At 70.7% G+C, this 14,678-nt stretch carries 13 protein-coding genes; 10 read left to right on the plus strand and 3 right to left on the minus strand.

What is annotated here, in order from left to right:
• Positions 1 to 6 precede the first annotated feature (6 nt).
• Positions 7 to 954 (minus strand): NADP-dependent oxidoreductase, encoded by a 948-nt coding sequence (locus ACFY10_RS26275; RefSeq protein WP_390667665.1) that lies wholly within the window; start codon positions 952 to 954, stop codon positions 7 to 9.
• A gap of 321 nt (positions 955 to 1,275) precedes the next feature.
• Between ACFY10_RS26275 and ACFY10_RS26280 the strand changes: the two genes are divergently transcribed.
• Complete coding sequence (locus tag ACFY10_RS26280; RefSeq protein WP_115905715.1) at positions 1,276 to 1,407, plus strand: hypothetical protein; 132 nt, start codon at positions 1,276 to 1,278, stop codon at positions 1,405 to 1,407.
• A 54-nt stretch (positions 1,408 to 1,461) separates the two neighbouring features.
• Here the strand turns inward: ACFY10_RS26280 and ACFY10_RS26285 are convergent, their stop codons facing one another.
• Positions 1,462 to 3,024 carry a purple acid phosphatase family protein gene (locus ACFY10_RS26285; protein WP_390667666.1) on the minus strand — a complete coding sequence of 521 codons (1,563 nt, stop codon included), beginning with the start codon at positions 3,022 to 3,024 and terminating at the stop codon, positions 1,462 to 1,464.
• 142 nt (positions 3,025 to 3,166) lie between these two features.
• Here ACFY10_RS26285 and ACFY10_RS26290 point away from each other — a divergent pair, with 142 nt between their 5' ends.
• The gene (locus ACFY10_RS26290) at positions 3,167 to 4,210 is read left to right on the plus strand and encodes a 3-isopropylmalate dehydrogenase (protein WP_390667667.1); all 1,044 of its coding nucleotides are present in this window, start codon (positions 3,167 to 3,169) and stop codon (positions 4,208 to 4,210) included.
• A gap of 250 nt (positions 4,211 to 4,460) precedes the next feature.
• A complete protein-coding gene (locus tag ACFY10_RS26295) occupies positions 4,461 to 5,549 on the plus strand; it encodes a branched-chain amino acid aminotransferase (protein WP_390667668.1) in 1,089 nt (362 codons plus the stop codon).
• A 25-nt stretch (positions 5,550 to 5,574) separates the two neighbouring features.
• Here ACFY10_RS26295 and ACFY10_RS26300 read toward each other — a convergent pair whose 3' ends face one another.
• Entirely contained in the window at positions 5,575 to 7,050 is a 1,476-nt protein-coding gene (locus tag ACFY10_RS26300; RefSeq protein ID WP_390667669.1) for a cytosine permease, read from the minus strand.
• 146 nt (positions 7,051 to 7,196) lie between these two features.
• Here ACFY10_RS26300 and ureA point away from each other — a divergent pair, with 146 nt between their 5' ends.
• From ureA to ACFY10_RS26335, 7 genes are all read left to right on the plus strand, one after another.
• Complete coding sequence (gene ureA, locus ACFY10_RS26305) at positions 7,197 to 7,880, plus strand: urease subunit gamma (RefSeq protein ID WP_390667670.1); 684 nt, start codon at positions 7,197 to 7,199, stop codon at positions 7,878 to 7,880.
• Positions 7,877 to 9,589, plus strand: a complete 1,713-nt coding sequence (locus ACFY10_RS26310; RefSeq protein WP_390667671.1) for an urease subunit alpha — start codon at positions 7,877 to 7,879, stop codon at positions 9,587 to 9,589. Before ureA ends, ACFY10_RS26310 begins: the two co-directional genes overlap by 4 nt.
• A gap of 12 nt (positions 9,590 to 9,601) precedes the next feature.
• Positions 9,602 to 10,639, plus strand: a complete 1,038-nt coding sequence (locus tag ACFY10_RS26315; protein WP_390667672.1) for an agmatine/peptidylarginine deiminase — start codon at positions 9,602 to 9,604, stop codon at positions 10,637 to 10,639.
• A 39-nt stretch (positions 10,640 to 10,678) separates the two neighbouring features.
• Positions 10,679 to 11,167: a hypothetical protein gene (locus ACFY10_RS26320; RefSeq protein WP_390667673.1), complete on the plus strand. Its 489-nt coding sequence runs from the start codon at positions 10,679 to 10,681 to the stop codon at positions 11,165 to 11,167.
• Positions 11,164 to 11,766, plus strand: a complete 603-nt coding sequence (locus ACFY10_RS26325; RefSeq protein WP_390667674.1) for a TetR/AcrR family transcriptional regulator — start codon at positions 11,164 to 11,166, stop codon at positions 11,764 to 11,766. The genes ACFY10_RS26320 and ACFY10_RS26325 overlap by 4 nt, the downstream gene beginning before the upstream one ends.
• Positions 11,767 to 11,902: 136 nt before the next feature.
• Entirely contained in the window at positions 11,903 to 13,180 is a 1,278-nt protein-coding gene (locus ACFY10_RS26330) for a TolB family protein (protein ID WP_390667675.1), read from the plus strand.
• A 48-nt stretch (positions 13,181 to 13,228) separates the two neighbouring features.
• A complete protein-coding gene (locus ACFY10_RS26335) occupies positions 13,229 to 14,530 on the plus strand; it encodes a TolB family protein (protein ID WP_390667676.1) in 1,302 nt (433 codons plus the stop codon).
• The last annotated feature ends 148 nt before the right edge of the window (positions 14,531 to 14,678 follow it).

Consider the following 14,678-nt stretch of genomic DNA (forward strand, 5'->3'; position numbering starts at 1 on the left):
TCACTGTCAGTCCGACAGGACGAGTACGAGCTTGCCCTTCGCATGTCCAGCCTCGCCCAGCTCGTGCGCCTTGGCCACCTCTGTGAACGGGAGAGCCGCCTCCACGTGGATGCGGATCCGGTCGCTCGCCAGGAGGGCGGCGATCTTGGCGAGGCGTTCGCCCGACGGTTCCGACCGGACGACCGCGAAGCGCATCCCGCGGGCCTCCACCTCCTCCGGGGACAGGCCCAGGTTGCCGGGGATCGCGGCGACGAGCAGGCCGTTCGGGCGGAGGGTGTTCAGGGTGCGGGGGCCGTAGTCGCCGCCGATCAGGTCGAGGGCCACGTCGATGTCGTGCACGGCGTCGGTGAAGTCGGTGGTCGTGTAGTCGATCAGTTCGTCGGCGCCGAGGCCGTGCAGGAAGGCGTGGTTGGCGGCGCGGGCGGTGCCGATGACATGTGCGCCCTCCGCCTTGGCCAGCTGCACCGCCGCGTGGCCGACGCCGCCGGCCGCCGCGTGGATCAACACCCGGGTTCCCGGGCCGACTTGGCCGATGTCGATCAGGGCCTGCCAGGCAGTGAGCGTGGCCGTCGGGGCGGCGGCCGCGTGGATGTGGTCGAGGGTGGCGGGCTTCGGGGCGAAGTGGGCTGCCGGGGCGGTGACGTGGGTGGCGTATCCGCCGGCCTCGATCCTGGCGAAGGCCTCGTCGCCGGGGCGGAGTCCGGTGACCGAGTCGCCGACGGCCTCCACGACGCCGGACACGTCCAGTCCCAGCGTGAACGGCGGCTCCCCGTACAGCGGGGCCGTGCCCGAACGCGCCAGCAGGTCAACGGCGTTGACGCCGGCCGCGCGCACGCGGAGCAGGACCTCTCCCGGGGCGGGCACGGGCCGCGGCCGCTCCTCGATCTCCAGGACCTCAGGCCCGCCGAACCGGTGCTGGGTCATCACCAGAGTGCGGGGACGTTCCGTGGTCATCGGGTCTCCCTCCCGAGTCCGGTCTCCCCATCGTGCTCCCCCGTTCGGCCGCTGTCAGCCGACACCGGCACGAGCGGGAAAACGCAGGTCAGTGCGGTGTGACCCAACCCACCGTCTCAGATAGTAGGAAGTCCGAGTAATTGTGGAGACAGACCGGGCCCGCTCCCTTACTTTTGTAGGAGCCGAACGTCTCGCTCGACCAAGCGAATGGCGGTCGTGAGCGCGCCCCGTGCAGGCAACCCCTGCGGCGCTACTCCCCGCCCCATCCGGCGTCTCGTAACCCCTTTCCGCACTCCCGGATTTCGAAGGAGTCGATTTCCCATGGCCGAGACGACCGCCCGCCGCCGAGTCCGTCACCTCTCCCGTACGAGCGAGTCCGACCGCAAGAACGCCGCAGCCGCCCTCCAGCGCGCCCTCGACCGCAGGGACAACGGCGGTTCGACCGGCCACTGAGCCGGGCATCACGTACAAGCCGGGAGCCGCACCCGCACGAGGTGCGGCGCGGGCTCATGCCCCGCGCCGCACCTCGAAGTGATCGATGCGCTCGCCGCTGTCCGTGAGCGCCGACACCTTCAGGGTGGGCCTGGCACCGCTCTCCGCCTCCACCGAGAGGAGGGAGAAGCCCCGGTAGCGCACCCGCGACCACTCCACGGTCTCCGCCGCGGAGGCCCTCGACTTCGTCCACCGGAAGGTGTCGACGGAGTCGTGGTGCGTGATGTGTCCCTCGTAGCTCTCCTTCACGCCCGCCGGGAAGCCGTACAGATCACGGCCGCCGCCGCCCGCTGTGACGTACACGATCCCATCCCGTGTCGGATCGGTCGACGCGCCGATGGGGACCGGCCTGCCGACCCCGCCGTTCCTGATGGCGTCCGTCCGCTCGTACACATGGTTGTGGCCGTTGATCACCAGGTCCACCTGGTACTGCGCAAACAGCGGCAGCCACTGCGCCCGTACTCCGCCGTCGGAGGCGTGTGCGGAGGTCGAGTAGGCGCAGTGGTGGAAGAAGACGACGATGAAGTCGACCGCCTTGGACGCCCGCAGTTCGGCCAGCTTCTGGTCCAGCCACCTCGTCTGCCTGCCGTCCGTGTAGCCGAAGTTGGCGGGGATCTCGTACGACACGTCGTTCGCGTCCAGCGCCACGAAGCCGACGTTGCCGTACGTGAACGCGTACACCCCCGGCGCCGTGCGCGCATCGAAGCCGCTGTCCGGCAGGGACCAGCGGGCCAGCTGGCCGCCGTAGCCCTCCGGCGAGTACCAGGCCTCCATGTCGTGGTTGCCGGTCGTCACCATCCACGGCACCGACCGGGCCACCGACTCGTTCTGCTTGAGGAACAGGTCCCAGAAGGCGGGGTCGTAGCCGTCCGACTTCTCGCCGCGGCCGTTGGTGTCGGCGTAGCAGATGTCGCCCGCATGCAGGTGGAAGGCGGGCTTCTGGCGCAGGATGACATGGTCGTTGGCGGCCGCGGCCTGGCTGACGCCCTGGTCGCCGAAGGCCGTGAACACGAACTTCTCCGGGGACGCCGGCGCCGTGCGGAAGGTGCCGATCGTCGAGCGGTGCTGCGCGGAGGCGGGGTCGTAGCCGTCGTGGCCGACGCCGTAGTAGTACGTCGTGCCGGGGCGCAGGCCGTCCAGGGCCGCGTGGAGGTAGTACTGCTCCAGCGCCGAGCGCACGCCCGTCACGCCCGGCGTGTGCAGGTCGCGGACCTCGGCCTCGATCTTCCGGCCCAGGTCGTCGGGCTTCAGACCGATGCGGACATACGGCTTCTGCACCGCGAGCGGTACCTGCCAGGAGATCCGCATCTGCGACTTCGGGTCGGCGCCGAAGGCGAGATGGCGTCCGAAGGGGGAGACGACCGAGCCGTGGACCTGCGGGGTCGTGGGCGCCGTGGTCGTCGTCCCCTGCGCTCCCGAGCCGCCGCCGCAGCCGGTCAGCAGCCCGCCGGCCGCCACGGCGCCCGCCGTCACCAGCGTGCGGCGCCGGATCAGCTTGGTGCGCAGGTACTCGTGCTGCTCTGCCATGCTCATCCGGCTTGCGAGCTGCGGCGGAATGCCGAAGTCGGGTATGTCCATGGAGGGGACGTTCCCAGCGAATCCCAACGCCCGCCATACGTACGGGTGAATGGAGGGCGTCGGGAAGGCGCCGCCGCCCGATCGGGTGTCCGTATGGCGGACGGCCTGTGTCATCCCATGGGACGGGGAGTAGGGTGCCGACATGTCTCGCAGCATCAATCTCGCAGTGATTCCGGGTGACGGCATCGGCCAGGAGGTCGTGGCCGAAGGCCTGAAGGTCCTCTCCGCCGTCCTTCCGCAGGATGTGAAGCTGGAGACCAAGGAGTACGACTTCGGCGCCAAGCGCTACCACGCCACCGGTGAGACCCTCACCGACGCCGACGTCGACGCGCTCAAGCAGCACGACGCCATCCTGCTCGGCGCCATCGGTGACCCGTCGGTGCCGTCCGGCGTCCTGGAGCGAGGCTTCCTGCTCAAGCTCCGCTTCGCTCTGGACCACCACGTCAACCTGCGGCCGAGCAAGCTGCTCCCCGGCGTGGCCACCCCGCTGGCCGGCGAGCCGAGCATCGACTTCGTCGTGGTCCGCGAGGGCACCGAGGGTCCGTACACCGGCAACGGCGGCACCATCCGCAAGGGCACCGAGCACGAGGTCGCCACCGAGGTCTCCGTGAACACGGCCTTCGGTGTCGAGCGCGTCGTCCGCGATGCCTTCGCCCGTGCCCAGGCCCGCCCGCGCAAGAAGCTCGCGCTGATCCACAAGAACAACGTGCTGACCTTCGCGGGTCACCTGTGGACCAACATCTTCAACAAGGTGGCCGCGGAGTTCCCCGAGGTCACCACCGAGTACATGCACGTGGACGCGGCGACCATCTACCTGGTCACGCAGCCCGAGCGGTTCGACGTGATCGTCACCGACAACCTCTTCGGCGACATCATCACCGACCTCGCCGCGGCCGTCTCCGGCGGCATCGGCGTCGCCGCGAGCGGGAACATCAACCCGTCCGGCGAATTCCCCTCGATGTTCGAGCCCGTGCACGGCTCGGCGCCCGACATCGCAGGCCAGGGCAAGGCCGACCCCTCCGCCACGGTCCTGTCCGTCGCGCTGCTCCTGCGCCACCTCGGCTACGAGGCCGAGGCCGCCCGCATCGACGAGGCGGTCTCCGCCGACCTCGCCGAGCGCACCGGCAAGCCCGCCCGCAGCACGTCGGAGATCGGCGACGCGCTGGCCGTACGAGTAGCCGGCTGACCCCGCCGCTCCTCGAAACCTTTCGAAGCCGCCGGGTCACTCCGCACCCGGCGGCTTTCGCATGTCCCCGCCGGGTGCCACCATCATCCCCTGGGTCGCATTTCACGCCGTTTCTTCCACGGCCCCCCGCTTGAGATAATCGAACGCGGAGCCGCGGAATGAGGGAATGCTCGGACGTCCTAGCACTGGCCACTGGCAGTACGGACGTGAGCGCGGCCCGTCACACACAACCGGTGAAGGACAACCACTCATGACGACGCCCACGATCGAGCTCAAGCCCTCGGCCTCGCCACTCTCCGCCGCCGAGCGCGACGAGATCCTGGCGAACCCCGGGTTCGGCCGCCACTTCACCGACCACATGGTGACGATCAAGTGGACCGAGGGCCGCGGCTGGCACGACGGCCAGCTCGTCCCGTACGCCCCGCTCTCCCTCGACCCCGCCACGATGGTCCTGCACTACGCGCAGGAGATCTTCGAGGGCCTCAAGGCCTACCGCCGGCCCGACGGCACCGTCGCCACCTTCCGCCCCGAGAAGAACGCCGAGCGGTTCCAGCGCTCCGCGCACCGCCTCGGCATGCCCGAGCTGCCGGTCGACACGTTCATCGAGGCCTGCGACGCCCTGGTCCAGCAGGACAAGGCATGGGTGCCCGCGCACGGCGGCGAGGAGTCCCTCTACCTGCGCCCGTTCATGATCGCGACCGAGGTCGGCCTGGGCGTGAAGCCCGCCAACGAGTACCTCTTCCTGGTCATTGCCTCCCCGGCCGGCGCCTACTTCCCCGGCGGCGTCAAGCCGGTCACCATCTGGCTCTCCGAGAACCGCGTCCGCGCCGTCCCCGGCGGCACCGGCGACGCCAAGACCGGCGGCAACTACGCGGCCTCCCTGCTCGCCCAGGCCGAGGCCGCCGCCAAGGGCTGCGACCAGGTCTGCTACCTCGACGCGGTCGAGCACAAGTGGGTCGAGGAACTCGGCGGCATGAACCTGTACTTCGTGTACGGCGACAAGATCATCACGCCGTCCCTGACCGGCTCCATCCTGGAGGGCGTGACGCGTGACTCGCTCCTGACCGTCGCCCGCGACCTCGGCTACGAGTCGGAGGAGGGCCGTGTCTCCATCGACCAGTGGCAGCGCGACGCGGAGAACGGCACGCTGACGGAGGTCTTCGCGTGCGGTACCGCCGCCGTGATCACCCCGGTCGGCACCGTCAAGCGCGAGGGTGCCGAGTGGCAGCAGGCGGGCGGCGAGCCGGGCGAGGTCACGCTCCGGCTCCGTGAGGCGCTGCTGAACATTCAGCGCGGTACGGCGGAGGACAAGCACGGCTGGATGCATCCTCTCGCCTGAGGGGTGGGCCCACTGGGGGGTGGCCCTACTGGGGGGCTCCGCCCCCCAGGCCCCCCGTTTCGGCCTGAACGGCCTCGTCCTCAAACGCCGGACGGGCTGAAATGATCGGCCCTCGCTCAGAACGTGCCCGGGGCTGCAGCAGCAGGTACGCCATGCCGCCCACCAGCCCCGACAGCACAAAGCTGCAGTCCACCCCACCCGTCAGCGACAGCAGCGGCCCCTCGTACGACGGCAGGGACACGGCGAGCAGGCCGACTCCCGCGCCCACCGCCCAGGACACCGCCGCCGGGATGTTCCAGCCCGCGCGGTACCAGTAAATGCCGCCTCGGAAGCGGCGGTTGAAGACCTGGAGCGCGTCCGCGTCGTACACCCCGCGGCAGCGCGCGAAGCCGATGAGTGTGATGACGGCCCACGGTGCGCCGATGGCCGTCAGGAGAAGCACGAAGGACGTCATCGCGGACTGGGCGTCCCAGGCATAGTGACCCGCGAAGACGCAGACCGTGGCGACGACGGCGACCGTGCAGGTGGCCCGCGCCCGGGAGGCGCGCGGCAGGATGGCGTCCAGGTCGAGACCCATGGAGTACAGCATCAGACCCGCGTTGCCGACCGAGCCCGCGGAGGCCGCCAGGAGCAGGGGGACCAGGTACCAGGTGGGGGACGCGGACACCAGCGGGCCCGCGTAGTCGAGCGCCGCCCGGGCCGCGTACGCCGTGAAGGTGCCGAAGAGCTGGGGGACCAGCAGGCCGAGGATCAGGCCGAGCCAGGTCGCGTGCAGGACCCGGCGGGAGGTGTGGCGGGCCGGGGAGATGTAGCGCGTGTAGTCGCCGAGGAGGGTGATGAAGGCGATCGGGCCCGACAGCCCGGCCGCCACCGTTGCCAGGAACCATGTCGGCCAGAAGCCGCCCAGCAGGTAGCCGCCGGTCTCCGGCAGTGCGGTGGTCGTGAAGTGCGGCGCGTACGCGATCACGCCCAGCGCCAGCAGTGCCGTCATGCCGATCGCCAGGACCCGGGACATCGCGAGGAGCACGCGGTAGCCGTACACCGCGCCCGCGACCGTCGCCGCCGCGAGCAGTCCGTACACGAGCCCGTACGACAACCCGCCCGCCGGCAGGCCGAACAGGCGGCCCAGCACGCTCACCATCACATCGCCGCCGATCCACACGGTCAGCGCGGTGTAGCCGAGGGCCAGCAGCAGGCCGACGACCGAGCCGACCAGCCGGCCCCGCACGCCGAACTGGGCGCCGGAGGAGGTGGAGAGGTTGGTCGCCGTGCGGAGCGAGATCAGGGCGAGGGGGGCCGTGAGCAGCGTCCCCAGCACCGTGCCGGCCACGATCGAGCTCACCGACGACCACCAGTCCAGCCCGAACGACGGCGGCAGCCAGCCGAAGATGATCACGCCCAGACAGAGGTTGGAGCCGAGCAGGATCGACACCAGGTCGCGCGGCCCGCTGGTGCGTTCCTCGTCGGGGATGGTGTCGACTCCTCGCTGTTCCATCGGCATGGCTGGTCTCCCTCGCGTTGCGCAGCAGTTAGAACGACACTCAATGTGAGTCACGCCAGGAGAGGCGTCAAGGCCTCCGATGCTCGCGATTACTTTCCATTCACGGATCTCACGATTAGAGTGACGTTCTAAGTGAAGGGAATGACATGCGGCTGACTCCCACCGAACGTGACCGGCTGCTGCTCTTCGGAGCCGCCGAGCTGGCCCGCGCCCGCCGGGCCCGCGGGCTCCGGCTCAACGTGCCGGAGGCCACCGCGCTCATCGCGGACACCGTCTGCGAGGCCGCCCGTGACGGCGCCCGGCTCGCCGAGGCCATCGAGCGCGCCCGGTCCGTCCTCGGCCCGGCCGATGTGCTGCCCGGTGTCGCGGACGTCGTCACCGAGGTGCACGTCGAGGCCGTCTTCGACGACGGCTCGCGGCTCGCGGTGGTGAGCGATCCGATCGGCGGGGGCGGACTGGGCGACCGGGCGCCGGGAGCGCTGCTGCCCGGGCCCGAGCACACCGAGCCCGAGGCGGTCGTGCGGGTGACGGTCACCAACACCGCCACCGTGCCCGTCTCCGTCACCTCCCACTTCCACTTCTTCGAGGCCAACCCGCGCCTGGACTTCGAACGGGCAACGGCCTACGGGATGCGGCTCGCCGTGCCCGCCGGGTCGTCGGTGCGGTTCGGGCCGGGGGAGAGCGTCGAGGTCGGGTTGGTGCCGATCGGGGGCGAGCGGGTCGCGATCGGGTTCGCGGGGCTCGTCGACGGGGCGCTGGACGCGCCGGGGGCGAAGGAAGAGGCCCTGCGCAGGGCCGCCGCCTGCGGATATCTGGGAGCAGACCGATGAGCAACGATTCCTACGCAAGCATCGATTCCGAAGCGAACATCGATCCTTATGCGTACGCCGCCACTCACGGGCCCCGCGCCGGCGACCGTATCCGGCTCGGCGACTCCGGGCTGACCATTCGCGTCGAGTCCGACTCCCAGCAGTACGGCGACGAATTCCTCGCCGGGTTCGGCAAGACCGCCCGCGACGGGCTGCACCTCAGGGCGGCCGCCGTCCGGGAGACCTGTGACGTCGTCATCAGCAACGTCGTCGTGATCGACGCCGTGCAGGGGATCCGGAAGGTCTCCATCGGCATCCGGGAGGGGCGGATCTGCTCGATCGGGCGCGCCGGGAACCCCGACACCCTCGACAGGGTCGACGTCGTCGTCGGTACGGGCACCTCGATCGTGTCCGGCGAGGGGCTCATCGCCACCGCCGGTGCCGTCGACACCCACGTCCATCTGCTGTCGCCGCGGATCATGGAGGCCTCGCTGGCGTCCGGCGTGACCACGATCATCGGGCAGGAGTTCGGGCCCGTGTGGGGCGTCGGCGTCAACTCGCCGTGGGCACTGCGGCACGCGTTCAACGCCTTCGACGCCTGGCCGGTCAACATCGGCTTCCTGGGGCGCGGTTCGTCCTCCCACCAGGCCCCGTTGGTCGAGGCCCTCGCCGAGGGCGGCGCCTGCGGCTTCAAGGTGCACGAGGACATGGGCGCCCATACGCGTGCGCTGGACACGGCGTTGCGGGTGGCCGAGGAGCACGACGTCCAGGTCGCCCTGCACAGCGACGGGCTGAACGAGTGCCTCTCCGTCGAGGACACCCTGCGGGTGCTGGAAGGGCGCACCATCCATGCCTTCCACATCGAAGGATGCGGGGGCGGTCACGTACCGAATGTCTTGAAAATGGCGGGAGTTGCGAACGTCATCGGGTCGTCCACCAACCCGACCCTGCCCTTCGGGCGGGACGCCGTCGCCGAGCACTACGGCATGATCGTCTCCGTCCACGACCTGAAGACCGACCTGCCCGGCGACGCCGCCATGGCCCGCGACCGCATCCGCGCCGGGACCATGGGCGCCGAGGACGTGCTGCACGACCTGGGCGCGATCGGCATCACCTCGTCCGACGCGCAGGGCATGGGCAGGGCGGGGGAGACCGTCCGCCGTACCTTCGCCATGGCCGGGAAGATGAAGGCCGAGTTCGGTGCCCCGGACGACCACGACAACGAGCGCGTCCTGCGCTACATGGCCAAGCTGACCATCAACCCGGCCATCGCGCACGGGCTCTCCCACGAGGTCGGCTCGATCGAGGTCGGCAAGCTGGCCGACGTAGTGCTGTGGCGGCCCGAGTACTTCGGCGCCAAACCGCAGCTCGTCCTCAAGTCCGGCTTCCCGGCGTACGGCGTGGTCGGTGACCCGAATGCGGCCACCGACACCTGCGAACCCCTCGTCCTGGGGCCGCAGTTCGGGGCGCACGGCGCGACGCCCGCCGATATCTCCGTCGCCTTCGTCGCCCAGGCCGCCCTCGACCAGGGCGACGACACGATGCCCACCCGGCGCAGAAGGGTCGCCGTGCGCGGCACCCGCGGCATCGGACCGGCCGACCTGCGGCTCAACTCCCGTACCGGAGCGGTGGACGTCGACCAGCGCACGGGGCTGGTCACCCTCGACGGCGAGCCGATCCGCTCGGAGCCGGCCGACTCCGTCTCCCTCAACCGCCTCTACTTCCTCTGAGAAGGACCTCCCATGTCTGCTGCCGCCGACGGCTTCCGCATGCCCGCCGAATGGACCCCGCACGAGCGCACCTGGATGGCGTGGCCGGGCCCCAACCACACCTTCGAGGATCCGGACGACCTCGCCCTCTCCCGTATCGCCTGGGCTGCGGTGGCCCGCGCCGTCCTCCGCTTCGAACCGGTGACGGTCGTGTGCGGTCCCGGCCAGTCGGCGGATGCACGGGCGCTTCTCGGACCTGGCGTGGACACCGTCGAGCGTGAGCTGGACGACGCGTGGATGCGGGACATCGGCCCCACGTTCCTCACGAACGGGCGTGAACTCGCCGCCGTCGACTGGACGTTCAACGGCTGGGGCGCCCAGGGCTGGGCCCGCTGGGAGCACGACGCGAAGATCGCCGCGTACGTCTCGGACCTCGCGGGCGCGAGGACGTACGCCTCGAAGCTCGTCAACGAGGGCGGCGCGATCCACGTCGACGGCGAGGGGACGGTCCTGCTCACGGAGACCGTGCAGCTCGGCCCCGAGCGCAACCCGGACTGGACGAAGGAACAGGTCGAGGCCGAGATCCACGCCCATCTCGGCACCCGCAAGGCCATCTGGCTGCCGCGCGGCCTCACCGGCGACTACCCGCCGCACGGCTTCGGCACTCTCGGCCATGTAGACATCGTCGCCGCCTTCGCGCGCCCCGGTGTCGTGGTCGCGCACTCCCAGCCCGATCCCGCGCACCCCGACCACGAGGTGACGAAGGAGGTCATCGGGCTGCTGAAGGCACAGACGGACGCCCGGGGCCGCAGCCTGGAGGTCGTCGAGGTCCCGGCGCCCACGGTCCTGGAGGCCGACGGCCACTGGGCCGACTACTCCTACATCAACCACTACCTCTGCAACGGCGGCGTCGTGCTGTGCGGCTTCGACGACGCGCGCGACGAGATCGCCGCGGGGATCTTCCGCCGGCTCTTCCCCGAGCGGACGGTGACGCTCGTCGACGCGCGGACGATCTTCGCCGGCGGGGGCGGCATCCACTGCATCACGCAGCAGCAGCCGAAGGTCCGGTGACGGTCCGCGTCGGGCAGAGGAGTCAGGTAGAACAGACGGGTGAACGTCCTGGTCTGCGCGGCCTGCGGCCGCCGCCTCAGCGAGCCGCTGCGTCTGCTTCCCGAGCTGTCCGAACGCCCGGAGTACGACGGGCTGAAGAACCCCGACGGCTCGCGGCACGCCCCGTCGACCGTGCGGCGCGGCACCTACGCGGTGGACCCCGAGCCGTGCGGGGCTCCGTACGCGCCGCACCCGGATCCCGAGTCCTACGAGTTCCGGTCCGCCACCGACTCCTACCTGCTCAACGGCGAGATCCTGGTCTCGGCCGGCCCGCGCGACACCCTGGTCGTGCATCCCGAGGACACCCTCGGTCATCTGGTGCATAACCCGGCCTCTGCGGAGTTCGGGTGTTGCGGCGCCCCCGGACGCGAGGGCCCCAACCAGGTGTGCGACGGCTGCGGGGCGGTCGTCGCGACCCGGTTCAGTGAGTGCTACGGCCGTTACGAGACCCACTTCCTGCCCGACGCCGTACAGGTGGCCGCCGTATGAGCACCCCCCGTCGCACCCCGGCCCCGCCGCGCGAGCAGGTTCTCGCCGCCGCCATGGGCATGATCGCCGAGCGCGGTCTGGAGAAGCTCACCATGGCGGCGCTCGGCCGCGAGGTCGGGATGAGCAGCGGGCACCTGCTCTACTACTTCCACTCCAAGGACGAGCTGCTGCTGCAGGCCCTGGAGTGGAGCGAGGGCAGGCTGGGCGCCGAGCGCGGACGGCTGCTGGCCCGTGTCGGCACGGCCCGTGAGCGGCTCGACGCATACGTCGACCTGTACGTCCCCGACGGCCACCGCGACCCGCACTGGACCCTCTGGCTGGAGGTCTGGAACCGCTCGCAGAACGCAGACGAGCAGGCCCGCGACCGGCAGGCCGCCATCGAGGGCGTCTGGCACCGCGACCTCGTGGCGCTGATCGCGGAGGGAGTGTCGCGTGGGGAGTTCCGCCGCGTCGACCCCGACCGCTTCGCGACCCGGCTGCGGGCGCTTCTCGACGGCTTCTCCATCCATGTGGCGATCGGGCTGCGGGGCACGGACCGGGGGCAAGTTCTCGGCCACGTAAGGGAGTTCCTGGACGAGAGTCTCCTCGCGGACGCTTGAGCCCACGCCCGGGTTGTACTCAATTCGGGGGATTGACGCTGTCCCGTGTGGTGCGTTTGCCTCGAAAGGAGCCCTTGGCGCAGGGCCGGGGGAGAAGCGTCACACGGGGAACGCAGGGGGAATCGTGCTGAGAGTCATGCGTGGGGTGTCCGTCGCGGTGGTCGCGGGAGCCGCGCTCGCGTTGGCGGCGACGTCGACGTCCGCGGCACCGGCGCCGGTGCCGCGGACCGAGCGGGTCACGCTGACGGCGACGGGGGAGCAGGCCGACGAGAACGCGTCCGGGCCGCAGTTCAGCGCCGACGGCCGGTTTGCGCTGTTCACGGCGTACGCCTCCAATCTGGTGCCGGGCGACACCAACCGGAACTCGGACGTCTTCGTGCGCGACCTGCGCAAGGGGACCGTCGAGCGGGTCAGTGTCGCCTCGGACGGGGCCCAGGCCGTCGGCGGCGAGTCGACCGCGCGGGCCATCAGCGCCGACGGGCGGTACGTCCTGTTCAGCTCCAACGCCAGGAACCTGGTCCACTGGGACAACCCGCCCACGAACGAAGCGGCCCAGGACATCTACCTGCACGACCGGCGCACCGGCCGCACCGAGCGGATCAGCGTCGCCCTCGACGGGGGTTCCGCCTTCACGGCGGGCGCCGTCATGTCGCCCAACGCCCGCTACATCGCCTTCAACGCCAAGGCCGACCGGATGGAGAAGGACCCCGGCGACCTCTTCGGGATCGTGTACCTCCTCGACCGCCGCACCGGCACCGTCGAGCGGATCAGCAACCGGGACCGCCCGGACAACCCCTCCCTGCTGCAGGGCCTGAGCGACAACGGCCGCTATGTGGCGTACACCCAGCCGGTGCCGCGCAGCTCGTACGGCCGCACCTGGGTGCACGACCGCCGCACCGGCACCGAGGAACAGGTCAACGTCAAGCCGGACGGCACCCCGGCCCAGCGGTACGCGATGCCCGCCTCGCTCTCCGCGGACGGCCGCACCATCGCCTTCGACTACTGGGGCGACGAGGAACTGGTCCCGGGTGAGAATCCCGGCACCGGCTCCACCGTCTACGTCCGCGACCTGCGCAGGGACGTCACCCGGCGGGTCAAGGCCGGTCCCGCCGGCGAGGACCGGATCAGTGGGCCCGCGCTCAGCCCGGACGGCCGGTACGTAGCCTACGAAGGGGAACAGCGGCTGGCGGACGGGCGGTTCGGGCCCGACAACGTCTACCTCCGTGACCTGCGCACCGGCTCCACCCGTCTGGTCAGCGAGTCCGTCACCGGCGGACCCGTCACGGACCAGTCCGTGGCCGTCTACACGGTGAGCGCCGGCGCCCGTCGCATCGGCTTCGGCAGCTACTCCAGCCAGCTCGTCGCGGGCGACACCAACGGCTTCTACGACGGCTTCGTCCGCCGTATGCGCTGAACTCCGTTATTTCACACGGCACTTGCAAGGAACCCCGGGGGGACTTCCATGCAGCTCGTAAGACACAGCACCGTCAGACGCAGCACCGTCCTGATCGCCACCGCCCTCGTGGCCGCCCTCGGGGGCACCGCCCTCCAGGCCGCGCACGCCGACTCCGCTCCGCCCCGGACCTCCCGGGTGAGCACAGCCACCGGCGGACTGGAGGCCGACGGTGCCTCCTCCGCCCCGGCGATCAGCGCCGACGGCCGCTACGTGGCGTTCGTCTCGGCCGCCGACAACCTTGTCCGGGGCGACACCAACGGCGTCGCCGACGTCTTCGTCCGCGACCTGCGCACGGGCCGCACCCAGCGCGTCGCCGAGGGCCCGGCCGAGGACCCCGCGCTCAGCGCGGACGGCCGCTATGTGGTCTTCTCCACCAGGGCCGCGCTCGCAAAGGGCGACGACAACGGCCTGGACGACATCTATCTCGTCGACCGCAGAACCCACCGCACCGAGCGCATCAGCACCGGCCACGCGACCGAGCCGCCCTCCTACAAGCTCAACTACGAGCCGACGATCAGCGCGAACGGCCGCTACGTCGCCTACAGCACCGCGACCGCGGACGCCGCGCCCGGCGACACCAACGGCCGTGACGACGTGATCGTGCACGACCGCAGGACGGGAGGGAACGAGCTGGTCCAGTACCGCACGGACGGCACCCTCGGCGACAGCGCCTCGTTCCTCGCCTCGTTCAGCGCGAACGGCCGCTACGTCGCCTTCACCACGGCCGCCCAGCTGGACCCGGCGCACGAGTGGACCCACGGCACCAACGTGTACGTCCGCGACCGCGCCAAGGGCACCACCGAGCAGGTCAGCATCCCCACCCGCTTCGTCTACAAGAACGGATCCTGGGGCCCGTCCATCAGCGCCGACGCCCGCTACGTCGCCTTCTCCTCCAACGTGAACAACCTGGTGCCGGACGACACCAACAAGACCACCGACGCCTTCGTCTTCGACCGGAAGCTGAAGACCACCCAGCGGCTGAGCACCGCGGCCGACGGCAGCCAGTCGGACGGTCCCAGCGAGGGCGTGAGCCTCAGCCCCGACGGCCGCCGCGTCGCCTTCGTCTCCAGCGCCGACAACCTCGTCCCGGGCGACACCAACGGCGTCGCCGACATCTTCGTCAAGGACCTGCGCACCGACGCCGTCCAGCGCGTGAGTCTGGCCGCCGACGGCAGCCAGGCCGACGGGCCCTCCGACGCCGTGTCCCTGAGCACCGGCGGACACGCGGCGTTCTCCTCGACGGCCACGAACCTCGTCCCGGGCGACGGCAACGGGGTCGCCGACGTCTTCGTACGACACCTGCGGTGATCAGCAGAGTGCTCGCATTCTGAGACGGAGGGTGAGCACGGGGGCGGGTTGTGCCAGACTGCCTCCGTGCTCTCGTTCGCCATGATTATTGGCAGCAGGCGCGCCGGTCCGCAGTGACCGCCACGTACGACCAGGTACGGGCGGACAC

Source organism: Streptomyces sp. NPDC001401, from assembly GCF_042895385.1.
Classification (GTDB): Bacteria; Actinomycetota; Actinomycetes; order Streptomycetales; family Streptomycetaceae; genus Streptomyces.

Excerpts from the sequence above, each read along its gene's own strand:
- ACFY10_RS26275 (WP_390667665.1), bottom strand. The coding sequence starts at position 954 with ATGACCACGGAACGTCCCCGCACTCTGGTGATGACCCAGCACCGGTTC.
- ACFY10_RS26280 (WP_115905715.1), top strand. The coding sequence starts at position 1,276 with ATGGCCGAGACGACCGCCCGCCGCCGAGTCCGTCACCTCTCCCGTACG.
- ACFY10_RS26285 (WP_390667666.1), bottom strand. The coding sequence starts at position 3,024 with ATGGACATACCCGACTTCGGCATTCCGCCGCAGCTCGCAAGCCGGATG.
- ACFY10_RS26290 (WP_390667667.1), top strand. The coding sequence starts at position 3,167 with ATGTCTCGCAGCATCAATCTCGCAGTGATTCCGGGTGACGGCATCGGC.
- ACFY10_RS26295 (WP_390667668.1), top strand. The coding sequence starts at position 4,461 with ATGACGACGCCCACGATCGAGCTCAAGCCCTCGGCCTCGCCACTCTCC.
- ACFY10_RS26300 (WP_390667669.1), bottom strand. The coding sequence starts at position 7,050 with ATGCCGATGGAACAGCGAGGAGTCGACACCATCCCCGACGAGGAACGC.
- ureA (WP_390667670.1), top strand. The coding sequence starts at position 7,197 with ATGCGGCTGACTCCCACCGAACGTGACCGGCTGCTGCTCTTCGGAGCC.
- ACFY10_RS26310 (WP_390667671.1), top strand. The coding sequence starts at position 7,877 with ATGAGCAACGATTCCTACGCAAGCATCGATTCCGAAGCGAACATCGAT.
- ACFY10_RS26315 (WP_390667672.1), top strand. The coding sequence starts at position 9,602 with ATGTCTGCTGCCGCCGACGGCTTCCGCATGCCCGCCGAATGGACCCCG.
- ACFY10_RS26325 (WP_390667674.1), top strand. The coding sequence starts at position 11,164 with ATGAGCACCCCCCGTCGCACCCCGGCCCCGCCGCGCGAGCAGGTTCTC.
- ACFY10_RS26330 (WP_390667675.1), top strand. The coding sequence starts at position 11,903 with ATGCGTGGGGTGTCCGTCGCGGTGGTCGCGGGAGCCGCGCTCGCGTTG.
- ACFY10_RS26335 (WP_390667676.1), top strand. The coding sequence starts at position 13,229 with ATGCAGCTCGTAAGACACAGCACCGTCAGACGCAGCACCGTCCTGATC.